Below are 17926 nucleotides of genomic sequence, written 5' to 3' on the forward strand. Positions count from 1 at the left end.
CATGAGCACAGTGCGGTTGGACTCCGGGCCACTCGACCGGCAGCAGGTCGTCGCCGTCGCGCGGCACGGCGCCAAGGTCGAGCTCACCGACGAGGTCCGCAAGACCCTCGGCGAGACCCGCCGCCACATCGACGCCCTCGCCGACGCCGACCAGCCGACCTACGGCATCTCCACCGGCTTCGGCGCACTCGCGATCCGGCACATCCCGCCCGACCGCCGCACCGCCCTGCAACGCTCCCTGATCCGCTCGCACGCCGCCGGCACCGGCCCCGCCGTCGAGGCGGAGGTCGTGCGCGCCCTCATGCTGCTGCGCCTGCGCACCCTCGCCTCCGGGCACACCGGCGTCCGCCCGGCGACCGCGGACGCGCTGGCCGCGATGCTCAACGCCGGCATCGTCCCGGTCGTCCACGAGTACGGCTCGCTCGGCTGCTCGGGCGACCTCGCACCGCTCGCGGCCGTCGCACTGGCGATGATGGGCGAGGGCGAGGTGCTCGACGGCCGTCCCGCCGCGCAGGCCCTCGCCGAGGCCGGGATCGCGCCCGTGACCCTCGCCGAGAAGGAGGGACTTGCCCTCACCAACGGCACCGACGGGATGCTCGGCATGCTCGTCCTCGCCCTGGACGACCTGAACCGCCTGCTCGACACCGCCGACCTCACGGCCGCGATGAGCGTCGAGGCACTCCTCGGCACCGACCGGGCGTTCGCGGCCGACCTGCAGGAGCTGCGCCCGCACCCCGGGCAGGCCCGCTCCGCGCGCCGGATGTTCGCCGCGCTCGCGGATTCGGAGATCGTCGCCAGCCATCGCGGACCGGAGTGCACCCGCGTGCAGGACGCCTACTCGCTGCGCTGCGCGCCCCAGGTCCACGGAGCGGCCAGGGACACCGTCGCGCACGCCGAACTGGTCGCCGACCGGGAACTCGCCGCCGCCATCGACAACCCGGTCGTCCTCGCCGACGGCCGGGTCGAGTCGAACGGCAACTTCCACGGCGCGCCGCTGGCCTACGTGCTGGACTTCCTCGCCATCCCGCTCGCCGACGTCGCGAGCATCGCCGAGCGCCGCACCGACCGGATGCTCGACGTGTCGCGCTCGCACGGTCTGCCCGCGTTCCTCGCCGACGACCCGGGTGTCGACTCCGGCCACATGATCGCCCAGTACACGCAGGCCGCGATCGTGAGCGAGCTGAAGCGGCTGGCCGTCCCGGCGTCGGTCGACTCGATCCCCAGCAGCGCCATGCAGGAGGACCACGTCTCGATGGGCTGGTCAGCGGCGCGGAAACTGCGCCGCGCGGTCGACGGGCTGACCTCGGTGCTGGCGATCGAACTGCTGACCGCCGCCCGCGCGCTCGACTTCCGCGCGCCCCTGCGCCCCGCGCCGGTCACCGCCGCGGTGCGCGACCTGCTCCGGGAACGCGTCGCCCCGCCGGGACCGGACCGCCACCTCGCCCCGGAAATCGCGGCCGCCGAGGAACTCGTCCGTTCGGGAGCCGCCCTCACCGCACTGGAGGAAGCATGAGCCGCACCGTCCGGGCCGCCCGCGGAACCACGCTGACGGCCAAGAACTGGCAGACCGAAGCCGCGCTGCGGATGCTGCACAACAACCTCGACCCCGAGGTCGCCGAGCGCCCGCAGGACCTGGTCGTCTACGGCGGCACCGGCAAGGCCGCCCGCGACTGGGCGAGCTTCGACGCGATCACCCGCTGCCTCACCGGGCTCGAGCAGGACGAGACCCTGCTGGTGCAGTCCGGCAAGCCGGTGGGCGTGTTCCGCACGCACGAGTGGGCGCCCCGCGTGCTGATCGCGAACTCGAACCTGGTCGGGGACTGGGCGACCTGGCCCGAGTTCCGGCGCCTGGAGAAGCTCGGCCTGACGATGTACGGGCAGATGACCGCCGGGTCCTGGATTTACATCGGCACGCAGGGCATCCTGCAGGGCACCTACGAAACGTTCGCCGCCGTGGCGGAGAAACGGTTCGGCGGCACGCTGCGCGGCACGCTCACCGTGACCGCCGGGCTGGGCGGCATGGGCGGCGCGCAACCGCTCGCGATCACCATGAACGGTGGCACCGCGCTGGTCGTCGAATGCGACGCGGCCCGAGCCCGCCGCCGCCTGGAGACCCGGTACCTCGACGAGCTCGCGTCCGATGTGGACGACGCCGTGCGCCGGGTCACCGAGGCGAAGAAGGCCGGCGAGGCCGTGTCGGTCGGCGTGATCGGCAACGCCGCCGAGGTGCTGCCCGAGCTGCTGCGCCGCGGGCTCGAGGCGGACATCGTGACCGACCAGACCTCCGCGCACGACCCCCTCGCCTACCTGCCGAGGGGCGTCGACGTCGCCGACTGGCACGACTACGCGTCCGCGAAGCCCGACGAGTTCACCGACCGCTCCCGCGAGTCGATGGCCGAGCACGTGGGCGCGATGCTCGGTTTCCTGGACGCCGGTGCTGAAGTGTTCGACTACGGCAACTCCTTACGTGGTGAGGCGAAACTCGGCGGTTGTGAGCGGGCCTTCGACTACCCGGGTTTCGTGCCCGCCTACATCCGTCCGTTGTTCTGTGAGGGCAAGGGACCGTTCCGCTGGGCCGCGCTCTCCGGCGACCCGGCCGACATCGCCGCGACCGACCGCGCCGTCCTCGACCTGTTCGGGGACAACGAGACCCTCACGCGGTGGATCCGGCTGGCCGGGGAACGCGTGGCGTATCAAGGGCTTCCGTCGCGAATCTGCTGGCTCGGCTACGGCGAACGGCACCTCGCCGGGCTGCGGTTCAACGAGATGGTGGCCTCCGGTGAGCTGAGCGCGCCGGTGGTGATCGGCCGCGACCACCTCGACGCCGGCAGCGTGGCCTCCCCGTACCGCGAGACCGAGGCGATGGCCGACGGCTCGGACGCCATCGCCGACTGGCCACTGCTCAACGCGTTGGTCAACACCGCCTCCGGCGCCAGCTGGGTGTCGTTGCACCATGGCGGGGGCGTCGGCATGGGCCGTTCGATCCACGCGGGGCAGGTGTGCGTGGCCGACGGCACTCCGCTGGCCGCGCAGAAGATCGAACGGGTGCTGACCAACGACCCCGGCATGGGTGTGATCCGGCATGTCGACGCCGGGTACGAGAGGGCGGCCGAGGTGGCGCGGGACCGTGGCGTGCGCGTGCCGATGCGGGAGGAGGCGTGAGCCTGCTCGACGATCTCGCGGATGTCGGCCGCGCCCCCGGCGGCGGATACGCCCGCCACGGGTTCGACCGCGCCGAGACCGAGATGCGGGAGTGGTTCCGGGAGCAGGCCGGGCGGCGCGGCCTGGACGTCGAGACCGACCGCAACGGGAACCTGTGGGCGTGGTGGGGTGCGCCGGGACCGGACGCGCTGGTGACCGGCAGCCACCTCGACTCGGTGCCCGGCGGCGGCGCCTTCGACGGACCGCTCGGCGTGGTCAGCGCGCTCGCGGCCGTCTCCCGGTTGCAGGACAACGGGTTTCGCCCCGCACGCCCCTTCGCGGTGGTCGTCTTCGCCGAGGAGGAGGGCGGCCGGTTCGGCGTGCCCTGCCTCGGTTCACGGCTGCTGACCGGCGCCCTCGACCCGGACCGGGCACGGGCCCTGCGCGATCCGGACGGGACGACACTCGCCGAGGCTGCCGCGAGCGCGGGCGTGGATCCGCGGCACTTCGGGCGTGACGACATCGCACTCGGGCGCATCGGCACGTTCGTCGAACTGCACGTCGAGCAGGGGCGGGCGCTGGACGTGCCGGTGGGCGTCGGCAGCACGGTCCTGGAACACGGGCGGTGGCGGTTCTCGTTCACCGGACAAGGGAACCACGCGGGTACGACAATTCTGCGCGATCGCCGGGACCCGATGTTGCCGGCGGCGGAAACCGTGCTCGCGGCCCGTAAAATCGCGTCCACAATGGACGTTCGGGCGACAGTGGGCCGACTCGTGCCGCACCCGGGCGGGACGAACGTCATCCCGTCCACCGTGGACCTGTGGCTGGACGCACGGGGGAACAGCCGCGAAGTGGTGGCGGAGCTGACCGAGGCGGCACAGCGGGCCGCGGCCGCGGAAGGGTGCGCGGTCACCGTCATCGAAGAGTCCTACGGCGGCACCGTCACGTTCGACACCGCGCTGCGCGACCGCCTGACCGGCCTGCTGAACGCGCCCGAACTGCCCACCGGCGCGGGGCACGACGCCGCGATCCTCGCCGCGCACGCGCCGACCGCCATGCTCTACGTGCGCAACCCGACCGGGATCAGCCACGCGCCGGAGGAGTTCGCCGAGGACGCCGACGTCGAGGAGGGCGTGGTCGCGCTCACCCGGGTACTGGAGGCCTTGTCGACATGACGACCTTGTGGGCCGAACGTGCCTGGCTGCCGGACGGCATCGCTTCCGCGGTGCGCCTGCAGATCGCCGACGGTGTCTTCACCGAGGTCAGCCCCGGCGCGCCACGCGAGGGAAACATCCTGCCCGGACTCGTGCTACCCGGTTTCGCCAACGGGCACTCGCACGCGTTCCACCGGGCGTTGCGTGGCCGGACGCACCACGACCGCGGCACGTTCTGGACCTGGCGCGAGCGGATGTACGCCCTGGCCGAGCGGCTCGACCCGGACTCCTACTACCGGCTCGCCCGCGGCGTCTACGCCGAGATGGCGCTTGCCGGGTACACGGCCGTCGGCGAATTCCACTACCTGCACCACGCGCCGGGCGGGCGGCGCTACGCCGACCCGAACGCGATGGGCCACGCCCTGGTCCAGGCGGCCGAGGACGCGGGCATCCGGCTCACCTTGCTGGACGCCTGCTACCTCACCGGCGGCTTCGGGCGCGAGCTGTCGGGCGTGCAACTGCGGTTCGGCGACGGGGACGTCGACGGCTGGGCAACCCGCGTGGCCGCGCTGAAGCCGGACTCGGCGCTGGTGGCGGCGGCCGTGCACTCCGTACGGGCCGTCCCAGCCGAGCAGCTGCCGTTCTTCGCCGACTGGGACGGCCCGTTGCACGTCCACCTGTCGGAGCAACGCGCGGAGAACGCGGACTGCCGCGCGCACCACGGCTGCACGCCGGCCGAACTGCTCGACCGCGCCGGCGTCCTGGGCTCGCACACCGTCGCGGTGCACGGCACCCATCTGACGGACACGGACATCGGACTGCTGTCGCAGGTCTGCTTCTGCCCGACCACGGAACGCGACCTCGGCGACGGCATCGGCGAGGCGCGGCGCCTGGCGGACGCGGGCGTGCGGCTGAGCCTCGGCAGCGACAGCCAGGCCGTGATCGACCCGTTCGAGGAGCTGCGGGCACTCGAACTGCACGAACGGCTCACGTCGGAGGAGCGCGGGCGCTTCGGCGTCGCGGAACTGGTGGCCGCGGGCACCCGCCACTCCGCCCTCGGGCGTGACGGCGGACGGCTGGCCGTGGGGGAGCCCGCCGACCTGGTCGTGGTCGCGCTGGACTCGGTCCGCACGGCGGGAACGGAGCCGGCGGGCGCCGTCTTCGCCGCCTCGGCCGCCGATGTGACGGACGTCCTGGTCGGCGGCCGGTGGATCGTGCGGGACCGGGCGCACCAGCTGGTCGACCGCCCGGCGGCGGTGCTCGCCGAGGAGGTGGCGGCGCTGTGGCAGTCCTGATCACCGGCATCGGCGAGCTGACCACGAACGACGACGAACTCGGCACGCTCACCGGCGCCGCGATCGTCTTCGACGGGCCCGTCATCGCCTGGGTCGGCCCCGCCGCGGCCGCGCCGGATGCCGACGAGCGGATCGACGTCGAGGGCCGCGCCGCGTTGCCCGGCTGGGTCGACAGCCACACGCACCTCGTGTTCGCCGGCGACCGCACCGCCGAGTTCGAGGCCAGGATGGCCGGTCAGCCGTACTCCGCGGGCGGCATCGCGGTCACGGTGGACGCGACCCGCGCGGCGACCGACGCGGAACTGACCGCCAACCTGCGGCGGCACGTGTCCGAGGCCGTGCGCCAGGGCACGACCTGCCTGGAGACCAAGACCGGCTACGGGCTGACCGTGGCCGACGAGGTCCGCGCCGCCCGCATCGCCGCCGCGGCCGCCGACGAGGTCACCTTCCTCGGCGCCCACCTGGTGCCCCCCGGCGCCGACGCGGAGTCCTATGTGGATCTTGTCTGCGGGGAGATGCTGGACTCCGTGGCGGGCTCGGTGCGCTGGGTGGACGTGTTCTGCGAGACGGGCGCGTTCGACGAGGCCCAGTCGGAGCGGGTCCTGCGCGCCGCCGCGCGGCACGGCCTCGGCCTGCGGGTGCACGGCAACCAGCTCGGCCCTGGGCCGGGCGTGCGGCTCGCGGTCCGGATGGGTGCGGCCAGCGTCGACCATTGCTCCCATTTGTCCGACTCGGACGTCGAGGCGCTCGCGTCGTCGGACACCGTCGCGACCCTGCTGCCCGCCTGCGACCTGTCCACCCGTCAACCGCTCGCGCCTGCCCGCAGGCTGCTCGACGCGGGAGTGACGGTGGCGTTGGCCACCAACGCGAATCCGGGCAGTTCGTACACCACGTCGATGGGCTTCTGCGTGGCGACCGCTGTCCTGCAGATGGGCATGTCCGTGGCGGAGGCAGTACGCGCGGCGACCCTCGGCGGCGCGAAGGCCCTGCGCCGGACCGATGTCGGCGTACTCCGCCCGGGCGCGCGGGCGGATCTGCACGTGCTCGACGCGCCATCCCGGACACACCTCGCATATCGCCCAGGGGTGCCCTTGACGTGGCGTGTGTGGCGCCAGGGAACGCCTGCGGCGTAAGGAGAATCACTTCGTGAACCGCGTTCACCACAAGTTCATCGGCCGAGCGGAGTAGCCCGTCACCCGAAAGGTACCGTGGGAGGTGTGGACCTCTCGCTGATCGTCCTGGTGGTCATCGTCGCCGCATTGGCCTTCGACTTCACCAACGGTTTCCACGACACCGCCAACGCCATGGCCACCTCCATCGCGACCGGCGCCTTGAAACCCAAGGTCGCGGTCACGATCTCCGCCATCCTCAACCTGATCGGCGCGTTCCTGTCCGTCGAGGTGGCCAAGACCATCTCCGGTGGGATCGTCGACGACACCAAGGTCACCCCCGTGGTCGTCTTCGCCGGACTTGTCGGCGCGATCCTGTGGAACCTCGTGACCTGGCTGGTCGGCCTGCCGTCCAGCTCCTCGCACGCACTGTTCGGCGGCCTGATCGGCGCCACCTGGGTCGCTTCCGGGGCCGACGCGGTGCACTTCGCCCAGGTCGTGCAGAAGGTCCTGATCCCCGCGGTGGCCTCGCCGCTGGTGGCCGGGCTGGTCGCGGTCGTCGGCACCTACCTCGTCTACCGGATCACCGCGAAGGTGCGGCAGGACGTGGTGGGCAAGTCGTTCAAGCGTGCGCAGGTGCTGTCGGCGTCGCTGGTCTCGCTCGCGCACGGCACGAACGACGCGCAGAAGACGATGGGTGTCATCACGCTCACCCTGATCTCCTCCGGCGCGCTGGCCGCCGGGTCCGGGCCGCCGCTGTGGGTCGTGCTCAGCGCCGGGCTGGCGATCGCGCTGGGCACCTACATGGGTGGCTGGCGGATCATCCACACGATGGGCCGCAAGATCACCGACGTGCAGACACCGCAGGGGTTCGCCGCCGAGACCAGCGCGGCTGCCACGATCCTGGCGTCCTCGCACCTCGGGTTCGCGCTGTCCACCACCCACGTCTGCTCGGGCGGCATCATCGGGTCCGGCGTCGGACGACGGCTGGCCGAGGTCCGCTGGAGCGTCGCGGGCCGGATGGCGCTGGCGTGGCTGCTGACCCTGCCCGCCGCGGCCGCGGTCGGCGCGGTCGCGGCGAAGGTCGCGACCCTGGGCACCGTCGGCACGGTGGTCGTCGGCCTGGTGCTGGTCGCCGCGGCGCTGGGCATCTGGCTCTGGTCGCGGCGCAACCCGGTGACGCCGCAGTCCGTGGCCGAGCCCGAGCAAGCCGTTCCCGTGGCGGTCTGAGGAGGCATTCCGTGCACATCGACTGGGCTGCCCTCGGCAGCGTGTTCGTGACGGCGCTGGCGGCGGTGGCCGTGGTGACCGGGCTGTTCGCGGTCGGCGTCCGCGGTGTCGCCGCCCGCGCCGACGCCAGGGAGACGGGGGAGAGCGGCACGGCGGGCGCGGTGACGGCGGGCGTGTGCTTCGCCGCGTGCGCGGCCGTCGTGCTCTACGGCATCTACCTCATCGTCGCGGCGTGAGCGAGCACGTTCACCACTGAGCCGCTGGGATCGGCCACGAAGAAACGCCGCACGCCCCACGCCTCGTCGGTGAGCGGGTAGACGACGCGCAGGCCCCGGGCGACGGCTTCGGCGTGGGCCGCGTCGACGGCGTCCGGAGCTCCCACGTCGACGCCGAACCGCGGTTCGGGTGACCCGGGCCGCTGGACGATGATCTGCGCCGCCGGGTTGCCGGGCGAGCGCAGGTTGAGCACCGGGTCCTCCATGGCCACTTCGAGGCCGAGGACGCCGACGTAGAAGTCCCGCACTCCAGCGGGGTCCGTGGTGGTCAGGTAAGGCACTATTCGCTGGATCATGCCGTCCATGGTGGCGCCCGCGGCGGGCCGCCGGCTTGGACGAATGGGAACGGTCAGCGCAGGTGTTCCGGCAGCGCGGCCAGCCGCTCCGGCGGCAGCAGGTCGCGCACCTTGGCGATCCTCGCCGGGTCGTCGAGCAGCGCGGCGACCTCGGGCAGCGCGGCGTCCGGGATGAACTCCAGGCTGGTCACGATCGTCGCGTCCGGCAGGTGGTCGACGAACCGCGCGATGGTGATCCAGTCCCGCCGCCTGCTCAGCTCGCGCGCGACCGCGACGACCACCCCCGCGGGCAGCTTCGCGATGATCCCGCGCGCCCGCCGCGGGTCCAGCTCGGCGGCCACGTCGGCGAGGAACGCCGGGGACAGCCGCCCGGCGATCTCCGCCCCGCGAGAGGCTTCGACCAGGCCCGCGATGCGCGCGGCGAGCAACGGCCCGAACACCCGCTCGGCCATCTTCGCCAGCACCGGGATGGGCAGCAGCTTGCTCGCGCCTGCCATCCGCTCCAGCACGCCCAGGTGCGCGTCGAACAACACCGTGGTGGCGCGTTCCCGCAGCTCACGGAGGTCCTCGACGGGCACGTCGGCGAGGTAGCCGAGGCGTTCCGCGCTTACTCCGAGCACGCGGGCGAGCTTGCGGATCTCCGCTTCCTGGGGCGTCACAGGCCGACGGCCTTCCGGACGGCGGGCCGCAGCAGGGCGGGCACGAACTTCAGCGCGTCGTTGCCCGCCTTGGCCAGCGCCGCCGCCTGACGGCGCCGGGCGGAGCGCACGGCGTCGGCCAGGTCCTGCTGGTGGGCCGGGTCCAGCGCGGCGACGCCCGCGGGCGGTTCGGCGCCGAGCTGCTCGGCAAGGGTGCGTTCGGCCATGCCGATCATCATGCCTAATGTCGCGGCATGACACAGGACATCGAAACGTCACGGCTCACCGTCAACGGCCTGAACGCCTACCTCGCGCGGCCCGCGGGCGGCAGTGAGTCCGGGATGCTGCTGCTGCCGATGGTCACCGGCATCGGCGAGCAGTTGCGCGAGTGGGCCGAGGCGATCGCCGCGATCGGCGTCACGGCGCTGGTGTGGGACCCGTTCCACGGCCCGAGCAGCGACGACACGTCGATGCCGGACCTGCTGGCGAAGATGCCCGAACTCGACGACGCGGTCGCGCTGGACGAGCAGACGCAGCTGCTGGACCACCTCCTCGGCGAGCTGGGCTGCGCCAAGGCGGGCGTCATCGGGTGGTGTCTCGGCGGGCGGTTCGCGTTGATCCTGGGTGGCCGGGATCACCGCGTGGCGAACGTGGTGGCCTACCACCCGACGGTGCCGGGAGAGACGCCGCCGAACCACACGATGGACGCGATCGCGCACGCCGGGCTGATCAAGGCGCCGGTGATGACGATGTACCCGACGGCCGACGAACTGGTCCCGCGGTCGCGCTTCGACGAGCTGCAATCGGCGTTGCAGGCGCGGGAAACCGGTCCGAGCCTGATCCACGTGTACCCGGCCGCCGAGCACGGCTTCGCCAACAAGACGCGGCACGGGGAGCCGGTCAACGCGGAGGCGTTCGCGATCTCGTGGCCGCAGGTCCTCGAATTCATCCGTGTGACGACAAAAACCTGTCTTTAGACAGATACCGTCCCTCCACCTTGGTCGGTACCGTTCCCTCTCGTGGGGAGATTCTGGGGAAGAACAGCGGAAGTACTGGCCGGGGCGCCGGTCGTCGCCTTGCTGCTGTACGAGAGCAGGCACAACGCCCAGCCGTGGGAGCTGATCGGCGGGTTGGTGGCGATCGTGGTCGCGGTCGCCGCCACCCGGCGCAGCCCATGGCTGTCGCTGACCGCCGCGGTGGCGTCGAGTCTCGCCATGATGTTCAGCTTCGGTGGGCGGGTTCCGGTGTGGCCGGTGCTGCTCATGGTGCCGTTCGCCTGCCTCGCCGGGCGGCGGATGGAATCGGTGCGCCCCGCGCTGGCGACGTTCTTGACGATCGGGGGCATCGGCGTCCCGCTGTCGCTCGCGATCGGCAGGCACGCCATGGCCGATTGGGGCGCGGTGATCGGGGTGATGCTGTTCGCCGCGGTGTTGCCCTGGCAGCTCGGCCGGTACATGCGCACACGGGACGACCTGGTGCGGTCCGGGTGGCAGCGCGCGGAGGAACTGGAGCTGCGGCAACGGATCGTCGCGGAGGAGGCCCGGCTGCGCGAGCGGGCCCGCATCGCCAGCGACATGCACGACTCGCTGGGCCACGAACTGAGCCTGATCGCCCTGCGCGCGGCGGCGCTGGAGATGTCGGGGAGCGCGGAAGCCAAGGCACTGCGGGAAAGCGCCGCCGCGGCAACCGAGCGGTTGCGCGAGATCATCGGCCTGCTGCGCGAAGACGCCCCACCGGTCGACCCGGTCCATGGAGGCGTCCCTGCGCTGGTCGAGCGCGCACGGGCATCTGGAGTGGACATCGAGTTTTCGGAAGAGCCGGCGGTTGCTAGGGAAAACACCGATGCCCCATCGCAGGCTGTAGCCCCACCGCAGACCGTAGCTCCACCGCAGGCCGCGGCGCGACGGCAGGCCGTCGCTCCAGGGCCGGCTGAAGCCACCTCGCCGCAGGCTGTCGATCCACCGTCGGCCGAAGTCACCCCATCGCAGGCTGTCGCTCTACGGCCGATTGATGTCACCTCGCCGCGGGCCGTCGCTCGACCGCAGGCTGTCGCTCCACGGCTGGCTGATGATGCCACCCCATCGCAGACCGGCGCCCCAGCCCGGGCGGCTGCCGGTCCGCACGCTGATGCCGCTTCGATCGCCGACCCGCCTCCGGGCACCGGTTCTGTTCCTCCGGCCGCCCCGGGCCAGGCCCGTTCCGGGAACGGTTCTGTTCCGTTTCCCGGTTCGACGCCGGATGCCTCGGGTGCGGATGCTGCTCCGCCACTCGCACCGAAAACCGACAATCCATCACCGGGCGCCCCAGCGCGGCCGGTCATCTCTCCGCAAGCCGATGCCTCTTCGGGCGTCGCCGCGATTCCGGGCACTGGTTCGGCCGCCTCGAACCAAGCCGGTTCCGTCCAACCCAACCCATCACCGACTCCGAGCGATCCGTCCTCTTCGGACGGTCCAGCCTCGGAACCGCCGATGGTCGAACGCGCCGCTTACCGCGTAGTCCAGGAGGCGCTCACCAACGTGACCAAGCACGCCCCGGGCGCCCGGGTCGCCGTCACCATTTCCCGCGGCCACCAGGAGACCGTCGTCCGGGTGTGCAACGGGCCGCCGCCAGCCGGGCCGTTGCCGGGTACCGTGTCCGGGCGCCAGGGGCTCGAAGGGTTGCGGGAGCGCGTCCGGTTGCTCGGCGGCACCCTCCGGGCCGGGCCGCTCGACGGCGGCTTCGAGGTGGTGGCCCGGCTCCCGCACGCCGCAGCCCCCGCGCCCGTCCAGCCCGTGCAGTCCGAGTCCGCCCGCCGGCACGTCCAGGCCCGGCGTGAGGTGCGCCGACGGCTGCTCGCCGCGTTGATCGTGCCGCCCTCGATCATGGCGGGGCTGCTCGGCGTGGTGGGCACGGTCTACCTGTACGAGTGGCAGACCTCCGTGCTGGACCCCGCCGACTACGAGCAGCTGCGTCCCGGCCAGGTCCGCGCCGAGATCGCCGCCGTCCTGCCGCAACGGCAACGCGGCCCGCACGTCCGCGCGCCCGAGCCGCCCGGCCTGACGTGCGAGTACTACGGCACCGGCCGCAGCATCACCCAGCTCCGCCTGGACGCCTACCGGCTCTGCTTCGCGGGCGACCGGCTCGTGAGCAAAGAACTCCTGACCGACGACAGTGACCGAGGAGAGGTTCCGACGTGATCCGAGTGCTGCTGGCCGACGACGAGGCCATGATCAGGGCCGGCGTCGCCGCCATCCTGTCCGCGGACGACGACATCGAGGTCGTCGCCGAGGCGGGGGACGGCCGCGAGGCCGTCGAGCAGGCCCGGCGCACCCGGCCGGACGTCGCGCTCGTCGACATCCGCATGCCTCGCCTCGACGGCCTCGCCGCGGCCGAGGAGATCCGCGGCCTGCTGCCCGGCACCGGCGTCATCATGCTGACCACCTTCGGCGAGGACGCCTACATCGAGCGCGCCCTCGCCGGCGGCGCCAGCGGGTTCCTGCTGAAGTCCGGCGACCCCCGCGAGCTGATCGCCGGAGTCCGCGCCGTCGCCGACGGTGCGGCCTTCCTGTCCCCGAAGGTCGCGCAGCGGGTGATCGCCCAGCTGTCCGGCGACCGCATGTCCCGGGCCGCGGTGGCCCGGGACCGCATCACCGTCCTGACCGCACGCGAGCGCGAGGTGCTCGCCCTCGTCGGCGCGGGACTGTCCAATGCGGACATCGCCGAGCGGCTGTTCGTGGTCGAGGGCACCGTGAAGGCCTACGTCAGCACGATCCTCGGCAGGCTCGACGTCCGCAACCGGGTCCAGGCGGCGATCATCGCCTACGAAGCGGGGCTGGTGACATGAGCTCAGGCATCCCGGCGCCGCAGCACCTCGTGCCCCACGACGAGCGCGGCGGCAGCCCACGCGGCGAGGATCAGCAGACCGGCCCACGACGGGTACGGCGGGACCAGCCCGGAGACCGGGTTCGGCTGCCCGGACGGCACGAGCGCCGCAGCGCCCGCGACACCGGGCATGTAGTTCACGACCCCGAGCCCGAGCGCACCGGCCACCATCGCGGTCATCAGCATCACCAGGAACGCCACCGTGACGCTGCCCGCAACGCTGCGCAGCGCCGTCCCGATCCCGAGGCTGAGCAAACCGGTGAGCGCGAAGAAAGCCCCGTTCGCCACGCACGCCTGGACGATCTCGCCGGTCGACGCGGCGCGCCCGAAACCGTCCATCAACGGCGTCGCCACCGCGATCGCCACCGCCGCGGCCACCACGCCGAGCACGAACAACACCGGAGCCAGCACCGCGCCCTTCGCGGCGAGGAGCCGGCTCCGGACCGGCACCCACTGCAATGTCCCTCGGATGCTGCCCGTCGCGTACTCGCCTGCGATGAACAGGCTCGCCAGCGCGATCACCGCGAACTCGGCGAGGTAGAAACTCCCGCCCGCCACCAGATCCGGCGCCGATTCCTGCGTGCTGCGGTTGTAGCCCACGGAAGTGGCCGACGGCAGCACGAACACCAGCATCAGCACCACCGCACCGGCCAGGCCCCAGAAGGTCGAGCGCACGGACCAGAACTTGACCCACTCCGAGCGGATCGCCGCGGTCGTCGTCATCGCACACCAGCCTTCCGCGCGGAGTCCGCGCCGTACTCGACCGCGTCCGCGGTCAGTTCCATGTACGCCTGCTCCAGCGACGCCCGCTCCTCGCTCAACCCGTGCAGCCGGACGCCCAGCTCGAAGGCCAGGTCGCCGATCGACTCCACCGTCACGCCGGTCACGAGCACCGAGTCGCCCTCGACCCGCGCGCCGGGCAGCTGGGCGGCCAGCCGTGCACCGTCGGCCGGTTCCGCGCAGCGGGCGCGCACCACCGAACCGCCGGCGAGCAGCTCACCCAGCGGCGCGTCGGCCAGCAGGCGTCCCTTGCCGATGACGAGGAGGTGGTCGGCGGTCAGTTGCATCTCGCTCATCAGGTGGCTGGAGACCAGGATCGTCCGGCCCTCCGCGGCGAGCGAGCGCATCAGCTGCCGCACCCAGCGCACCCCGTCCGGGTCGAGACCGTTCACCGGCTCGTCGAACAACAGCACTCCCGGGTCGCCGAGCAGTGCCCCGGCGATGCCGAGCCGCTGCCCCATGCCGAGCGAGAACTGGCCGGCCCGCTTCCCCGCGACGTCCGACAACCCGACGGTGGCCAGCACCTCCTCGACGCGGCGGTCCGGGATGTCGTTGCTGCGGGCCATGGCCAGCAGGTGCTTGCCCGCCGAGCGCCCCGGGTGGAGTGCTTTGGCGTCCAGCAGCGCGCCCACCGTGCGCAGTGGCCACCGCAGGTCCCCGTACCGCTTGCCGTCCACCAGTGCCTCGCCGGAGGTCGGGCGGTCCAGCCCCAGCACCATGCGCATCGTGGTCGACTTGCCTGCGCCGTTCGGGCCGAGGAACCCGGTCACCTTGCCCGGCCGCACCGCGAAGGTGAGCTGGTCGACGGCGGTTTTCCCGCCGAAGCGCTTCGTCAGCGCGCGTACCGTGATCATGGCCTCGACGGTAGGAACCGGACACGCCGGGGCGCATCGGCCGAAGGGCATCCACGCACCTGCACTTTCGGCAGGGCAGAATGCGCCCCATGATTTCCCGGCGCAGGGTGAGCCCGCTCGACGTGGCGATGCTGGCGCTGGCCGTCGTCTCCGTCGGCCTGGTCGTCTACGTCACGTTCTTCCCGCACTCGCCCGAAACGGCGCACCGCATCTTCGTCATCGACACCTCGATCTGCGGCGTGTTCCTGATCGAGTTCCTCTGGCGGTGGTCACGCGCCGGGTGGGACAAGCGCTTTCCGCTGCGCAACTGGTACGAGATCCTCGGCATGATCCCGATCGCGCACCCCGCGCTGCGCAGTTTCCGGCTGCTGCGGATCGTGATCGTGATCGTGCGGCTGGCACGCACGGCCGACCGCGCGTTCGGCGAACTGTTCACCCAGCGCCTGGTCGAGCGCATGTCCCGGCCGATCGTGCTGGCCATCAAGAAACCGATCACCATCGCGGTGCTCGACGAGGTGGTCAAGGTCATCGAGACCGGCAACTACCCGGAAAACCTGGCCAGGTCACTGGGCGAGAACCGGGAGACGTTGCGCGCCATCATCACCGAGAAGATCAAGGACGACCCGCAGGCGGGCAGGCTGTCCAAGCTCCCGTTCCACGACGAGATCCTCCGGTCCCTTGTGGACACGACGATGCGGGTCATGCTCGAGGTGCTGATCGACCCGCGGACGGAAGCGTTCTTCGCCCACGTCGTGCGGGAGAACCGGGAGCAGATCCGGCAAGCGGTGGTGCTCGGCCTGCACGAGGAGGAGAACGAGGAGCTCGAGCGCGATCTGCCTGCCCGGCCGGAGCGGTTCTACGGCGCCTGAGGGTCCGCAGGCCAGGCGTGTTTGGGGTAGCGCCCGCGCAGCTCCGCCCGCACAGCCGGATACCCGTTCGCCCAGAACGACTCCAGATCGCCGGTGACAGCCGCGGGGCGGCCGGCGGGGGAGAGCAGGTGCAGCACGACCGGCACGCGCCCACCAGCGACCTTCGGAGTTTCCCGCCACCCGAACACGAGCTGCAGCTTCACCGCGAGCACCGGCCGCCCGGACGCGTAGTCGAGCCGCAACCGCGACCCGGAGGGCACCTCGATCCGGTCCGGCGCCAGTTCGTCCAGCCGGCCGGCCTCCGGCCAGGGCAGCAGACGTCGCAACGCCGAGGCGGTGTCGATCCGCGCGAGGTCGGCGCGACGGCGAGCGCGGGACAGCTCCGGCTCCAGCCACTCGTCCACTCTGGACAACAGTGCGGCGTCGTCCACGGCGGGCCACGGGTCGCCGAGGACGTCGTGCAGGAAGGCGATCCGCGCCCGCAGGCGCTCGGCCTCGGTCGACCACGTCAGGACGTTTCCCTCGCGGAGGCCGGTCAGCAGGGCCTCGCGCACGAGAGCGGGGTCCGGGTCCCGCAGCGGCCGGTCACGCAGGACGATCGCGCCCAGCCGCCGGACCCGCCGCGCCACCACGTCGCCGTTCCAGGACACGTCGTCGTGTTCGGTCACCAGGTTCGGGGCAGCCCGCACCGCGAGCTCTTCGTCCGCACGGGCCGCGAGGCGGATCACCCCGTGCGCGCGGCCGGGGTCACGCGTCGCCTCGGCCACGGCGAGCCATTCCGCGTCGCCGAGGCCGCCGCCCGTGGGCAGTTCCGCGGCGGTGCCACCCGCCATCAGGTAGACCGGCGAATCCGGCCCCCGCCGCCGGGCGAGCCGCTCCGGGTGGGCGAGCGCGACCACCAGCGCCGGGTCGGGGGCTTCCGGGCCGCCGGGCACCAGCCGCTCCAGGCGCCGCACCTCGGCATGCCAGCGTGATCCGCGCTCGTCGCGCAGGCGGCGCAGCTCGGCCTCGACGTCGGTGAGCGTGCCGCCCGCGTCCATCAGCGCCACCACCTCCGCTGCGCAATGGGCGCCGACCTGGGCGGCCCCGTCGAGCAGCGCGCGGGCGAGGCGCGGGTGCAGGCCAAGCTCGGCCATGCGCCGGCCGCGTTCAGTGACCGTGTCGCCGTCCAGCGCGCCGAGCGTGCGGAGCAGGTCCTGGCCGGCGGCGAGTGGGCCGTCCGGTGGCGGATCCCACCAGGACAGGCCCGCGCCGTCGGGTGTCGACCAGCAGGCCAGCTCCAGCGCGAGCCGGGCCAGTTCGGCGGTGCGGATCTCCGGTTCGGGGTAGGCGGGCAGGCTGGCCTGCTCGTGCTGCGGCCAGCAGCGGTACGCCCGGCCGGGCGCCTCCCGCCCGGCCCGGCCCGCCCGCTGCTCGGCCACGGCCGCCGACACCCGGACGGTCGCCAGGCCGGGCAGGCCGCGGCGGTGGTCCACCCGGGGCACCCGGGTCTGCCCGGAGTCGACGACCGCCCGCACACCCGGCACGGTCAGGCTCGACTCGGCCACCGCGGTCGCCAGCACCACGCGGCGGCGGTCGCCGGGGCGCAGCGCCGCGTCCTGCTTGCCGGGCGCGAGCCTGCCGTGCAGGGGCAGCACGTCCACGTCCGGGAGGTCGAGCAACCCGCTGACCCGCGCGATCTCGCCCACGCCGGGCAGGAACGCCAAGACGTCGCCGTCGCCTTCGGCGAGCGCCCTGCGCACCGCCCGGGCGACGCACGCCTCGATCCGTTCGCCGCGGGCGGGTGGGACGTAGGTCGTCTCGACCTGGTAGGTGCGCGCCTGCGCGGTGACCACCGGCGCCCCGCCGAGCAGGTCCGCGAGCCGCCCGGACGCGACGGTGGCCGACGTCGCGAGCAGGCGCAGGTCGTCCCGCAGCCCGGCACGCACGTCCAGCAGGAGGGCGAGCAGCAGGTCGGCGTCCAGGTGCCGCTCGTGGCACTCGTCGAGCAGCACGGTCGCGACGCCGGGCAGTTCCGGGTCGTTCTGCACGCGCCGGACCAGCAGGCCGGAGGTGACCACCTCGACGCGCGTGCGCTTCGACACCTTCCGGTCGCCGCGCACGGAGTAGCCGACGGTCTCGCCCACCGGTTCGCCGAGCAGCGCGGCCATCCGGGCGGCCGCCGCACGCGCGGCGAGGCGGCGCGGCTCGGCCACCACGACGCGGCCGTCCGTCCGGGTCATCAAGTCCAGCGGGACGAGCGTCGTCTTGCCGGTCCCGGGCGGTGCGACCAGCACCGCGGTGCCGTGACCGGACAGGGCGTCGGCGAGTTCGCCGAGGACCGCGCGGACGGGGAGATCGGGCAGGTTCATGGCGTGAGCAACCGTAGACGGTGGGCGGTGGCTGAGTCCCTCGTCACCCGGACGTATGGCATTCGCGTGC

17 protein-coding genes are annotated in these 17926 nt (G+C 72.8%); 11 read left to right on the plus strand and 6 right to left on the minus strand.

The features are described 5' to 3' along the window. The first annotated feature begins 1 nt into the window (after position 1). From hutH to AMY39116_RS0310515, 7 genes are all read left to right on the plus strand, one after another. Positions 2-1513 (plus strand): histidine ammonia-lyase, encoded by a 1512-nt coding sequence (gene hutH / locus AMY39116_RS0310485; protein WP_020417611.1) that lies wholly within the window; start codon positions 2-4, stop codon positions 1511-1513. Then, on the plus strand, positions 1510-3162 hold the full coding sequence (gene hutU, locus AMY39116_RS0310490; protein WP_020417612.1) for a urocanate hydratase: 1653 nt from the start codon (positions 1510-1512) through the stop codon (positions 3160-3162). Before hutH ends, hutU begins: the two co-directional genes overlap by 4 nt. Next, positions 3159-4319, plus strand: coding sequence for an allantoate amidohydrolase (locus AMY39116_RS0310495; protein WP_020417613.1), 1161 nt, complete (start codon positions 3159-3161; stop codon positions 4317-4319). Before hutU ends, AMY39116_RS0310495 begins: the two co-directional genes overlap by 4 nt. Continuing rightward, complete coding sequence (locus AMY39116_RS0310500; RefSeq protein ID WP_020417614.1) at positions 4316-5593, plus strand: formimidoylglutamate deiminase; 1278 nt, start codon at positions 4316-4318, stop codon at positions 5591-5593. The genes AMY39116_RS0310495 and AMY39116_RS0310500 overlap by 4 nt, the downstream gene beginning before the upstream one ends. Then, the gene (gene hutI / locus AMY39116_RS0310505) at positions 5581-6726 is read left to right on the plus strand and encodes an imidazolonepropionase (protein ID WP_020417615.1); all 1146 of its coding nucleotides are present in this window, start codon (positions 5581-5583) and stop codon (positions 6724-6726) included. Before AMY39116_RS0310500 ends, hutI begins: the two co-directional genes overlap by 13 nt. A gap of 84 nt (positions 6727-6810) precedes the next feature. After that, positions 6811-7932 (plus strand): inorganic phosphate transporter, encoded by a 1122-nt coding sequence (locus AMY39116_RS0310510; protein ID WP_020417616.1) that lies wholly within the window; start codon positions 6811-6813, stop codon positions 7930-7932. 11 nt (positions 7933-7943) lie between these two features. Continuing rightward, positions 7944-8168, plus strand: coding sequence for a hypothetical protein (locus tag AMY39116_RS0310515; RefSeq protein WP_020417617.1), 225 nt, complete (start codon positions 7944-7946; stop codon positions 8166-8168). Here the strand turns inward: AMY39116_RS0310515 and AMY39116_RS0310520 are convergent. From AMY39116_RS0310520 to AMY39116_RS0310530, 3 genes are read right to left on the minus strand one after another with little or no spacing between them, the layout of a single operon-like run. Then, positions 8147-8503, minus strand: coding sequence for a VOC family protein (locus AMY39116_RS0310520; protein WP_039791394.1), 357 nt, complete (start codon positions 8501-8503; stop codon positions 8147-8149). The two genes, AMY39116_RS0310515 and AMY39116_RS0310520, sit on opposite strands and share 22 nt — an antisense overlap. 53 nt (positions 8504-8556) lie before the next feature. Further along, positions 8557-9162: a hypothetical protein gene (locus tag AMY39116_RS0310525; RefSeq protein WP_020417619.1), complete on the minus strand. Its 606-nt coding sequence runs from the start codon at positions 9160-9162 to the stop codon at positions 8557-8559. After that, entirely contained in the window at positions 9159-9368 is a 210-nt protein-coding gene (locus AMY39116_RS0310530) for a hypothetical protein (RefSeq protein ID WP_027935804.1), read from the minus strand. The genes AMY39116_RS0310525 and AMY39116_RS0310530 overlap by 4 nt, the downstream gene beginning before the upstream one ends. Before the next feature lie 27 nt (positions 9369-9395). Between AMY39116_RS0310530 and AMY39116_RS0310535 the strand changes: the two genes are divergently transcribed. From AMY39116_RS0310535 to AMY39116_RS0310545, 3 genes are all read left to right on the plus strand, one after another. Further along, positions 9396-10118: a dienelactone hydrolase family protein gene (locus AMY39116_RS0310535; RefSeq protein WP_020417621.1), complete on the plus strand. Its 723-nt coding sequence runs from the start codon at positions 9396-9398 to the stop codon at positions 10116-10118. 99 nt (positions 10119-10217) lie between these two features. Further along, the gene (locus AMY39116_RS45345; protein ID WP_084506064.1) at positions 10218-12317 is read left to right on the plus strand and encodes a histidine kinase; all 2100 of its coding nucleotides are present in this window, start codon (positions 10218-10220) and stop codon (positions 12315-12317) included. Then, positions 12314-12964: a response regulator transcription factor gene (locus AMY39116_RS0310545; RefSeq protein ID WP_020417624.1), complete on the plus strand. Its 651-nt coding sequence runs from the start codon at positions 12314-12316 to the stop codon at positions 12962-12964. The genes AMY39116_RS45345 and AMY39116_RS0310545 overlap by 4 nt, the downstream gene beginning before the upstream one ends. Before the next feature lie 2 nt (positions 12965-12966). Here AMY39116_RS0310545 and AMY39116_RS0310550 read toward each other — a convergent pair whose 3' ends face one another. Both AMY39116_RS0310550 and AMY39116_RS0310555 read right to left on the minus strand, forming a co-directional pair. Then, positions 12967-13725 (minus strand): ABC transporter permease, encoded by a 759-nt coding sequence (locus tag AMY39116_RS0310550; protein ID WP_020417625.1) that lies wholly within the window; start codon positions 13723-13725, stop codon positions 12967-12969. Further along, complete coding sequence (locus tag AMY39116_RS0310555; protein WP_020417626.1) at positions 13722-14636, minus strand: ABC transporter ATP-binding protein; 915 nt, start codon at positions 14634-14636, stop codon at positions 13722-13724. Before AMY39116_RS0310555 ends, AMY39116_RS0310550 begins: the two co-directional genes overlap by 4 nt. A gap of 89 nt (positions 14637-14725) precedes the next feature. Here AMY39116_RS0310555 and AMY39116_RS0310560 point away from each other — a divergent pair, with 89 nt between their 5' ends. Then, a complete protein-coding gene (locus AMY39116_RS0310560) occupies positions 14726-15505 on the plus strand; it encodes a hypothetical protein (RefSeq protein ID WP_027935805.1) in 780 nt (259 codons plus the stop codon). On the opposite strand, the gene hrpB is transcribed toward AMY39116_RS0310560, so the two are convergent. Beyond that, on the minus strand, positions 15493-17856 hold the full coding sequence (hrpB, locus tag AMY39116_RS0310565) for an ATP-dependent helicase HrpB (RefSeq protein WP_020417628.1): 2364 nt from the start codon (positions 17854-17856) through the stop codon (positions 15493-15495). The two genes, AMY39116_RS0310560 and hrpB, sit on opposite strands and share 13 nt — an antisense overlap. Between the last annotated feature and the right edge of the window lie 70 nt (positions 17857-17926).

The sequence above is a fragment of the Amycolatopsis sp. ATCC 39116 genome, assembly GCF_000231075.2.
Classification (GTDB): domain Bacteria; phylum Actinomycetota; class Actinomycetes; order Mycobacteriales; family Pseudonocardiaceae; genus Amycolatopsis_E; species Amycolatopsis_E tucumanensis.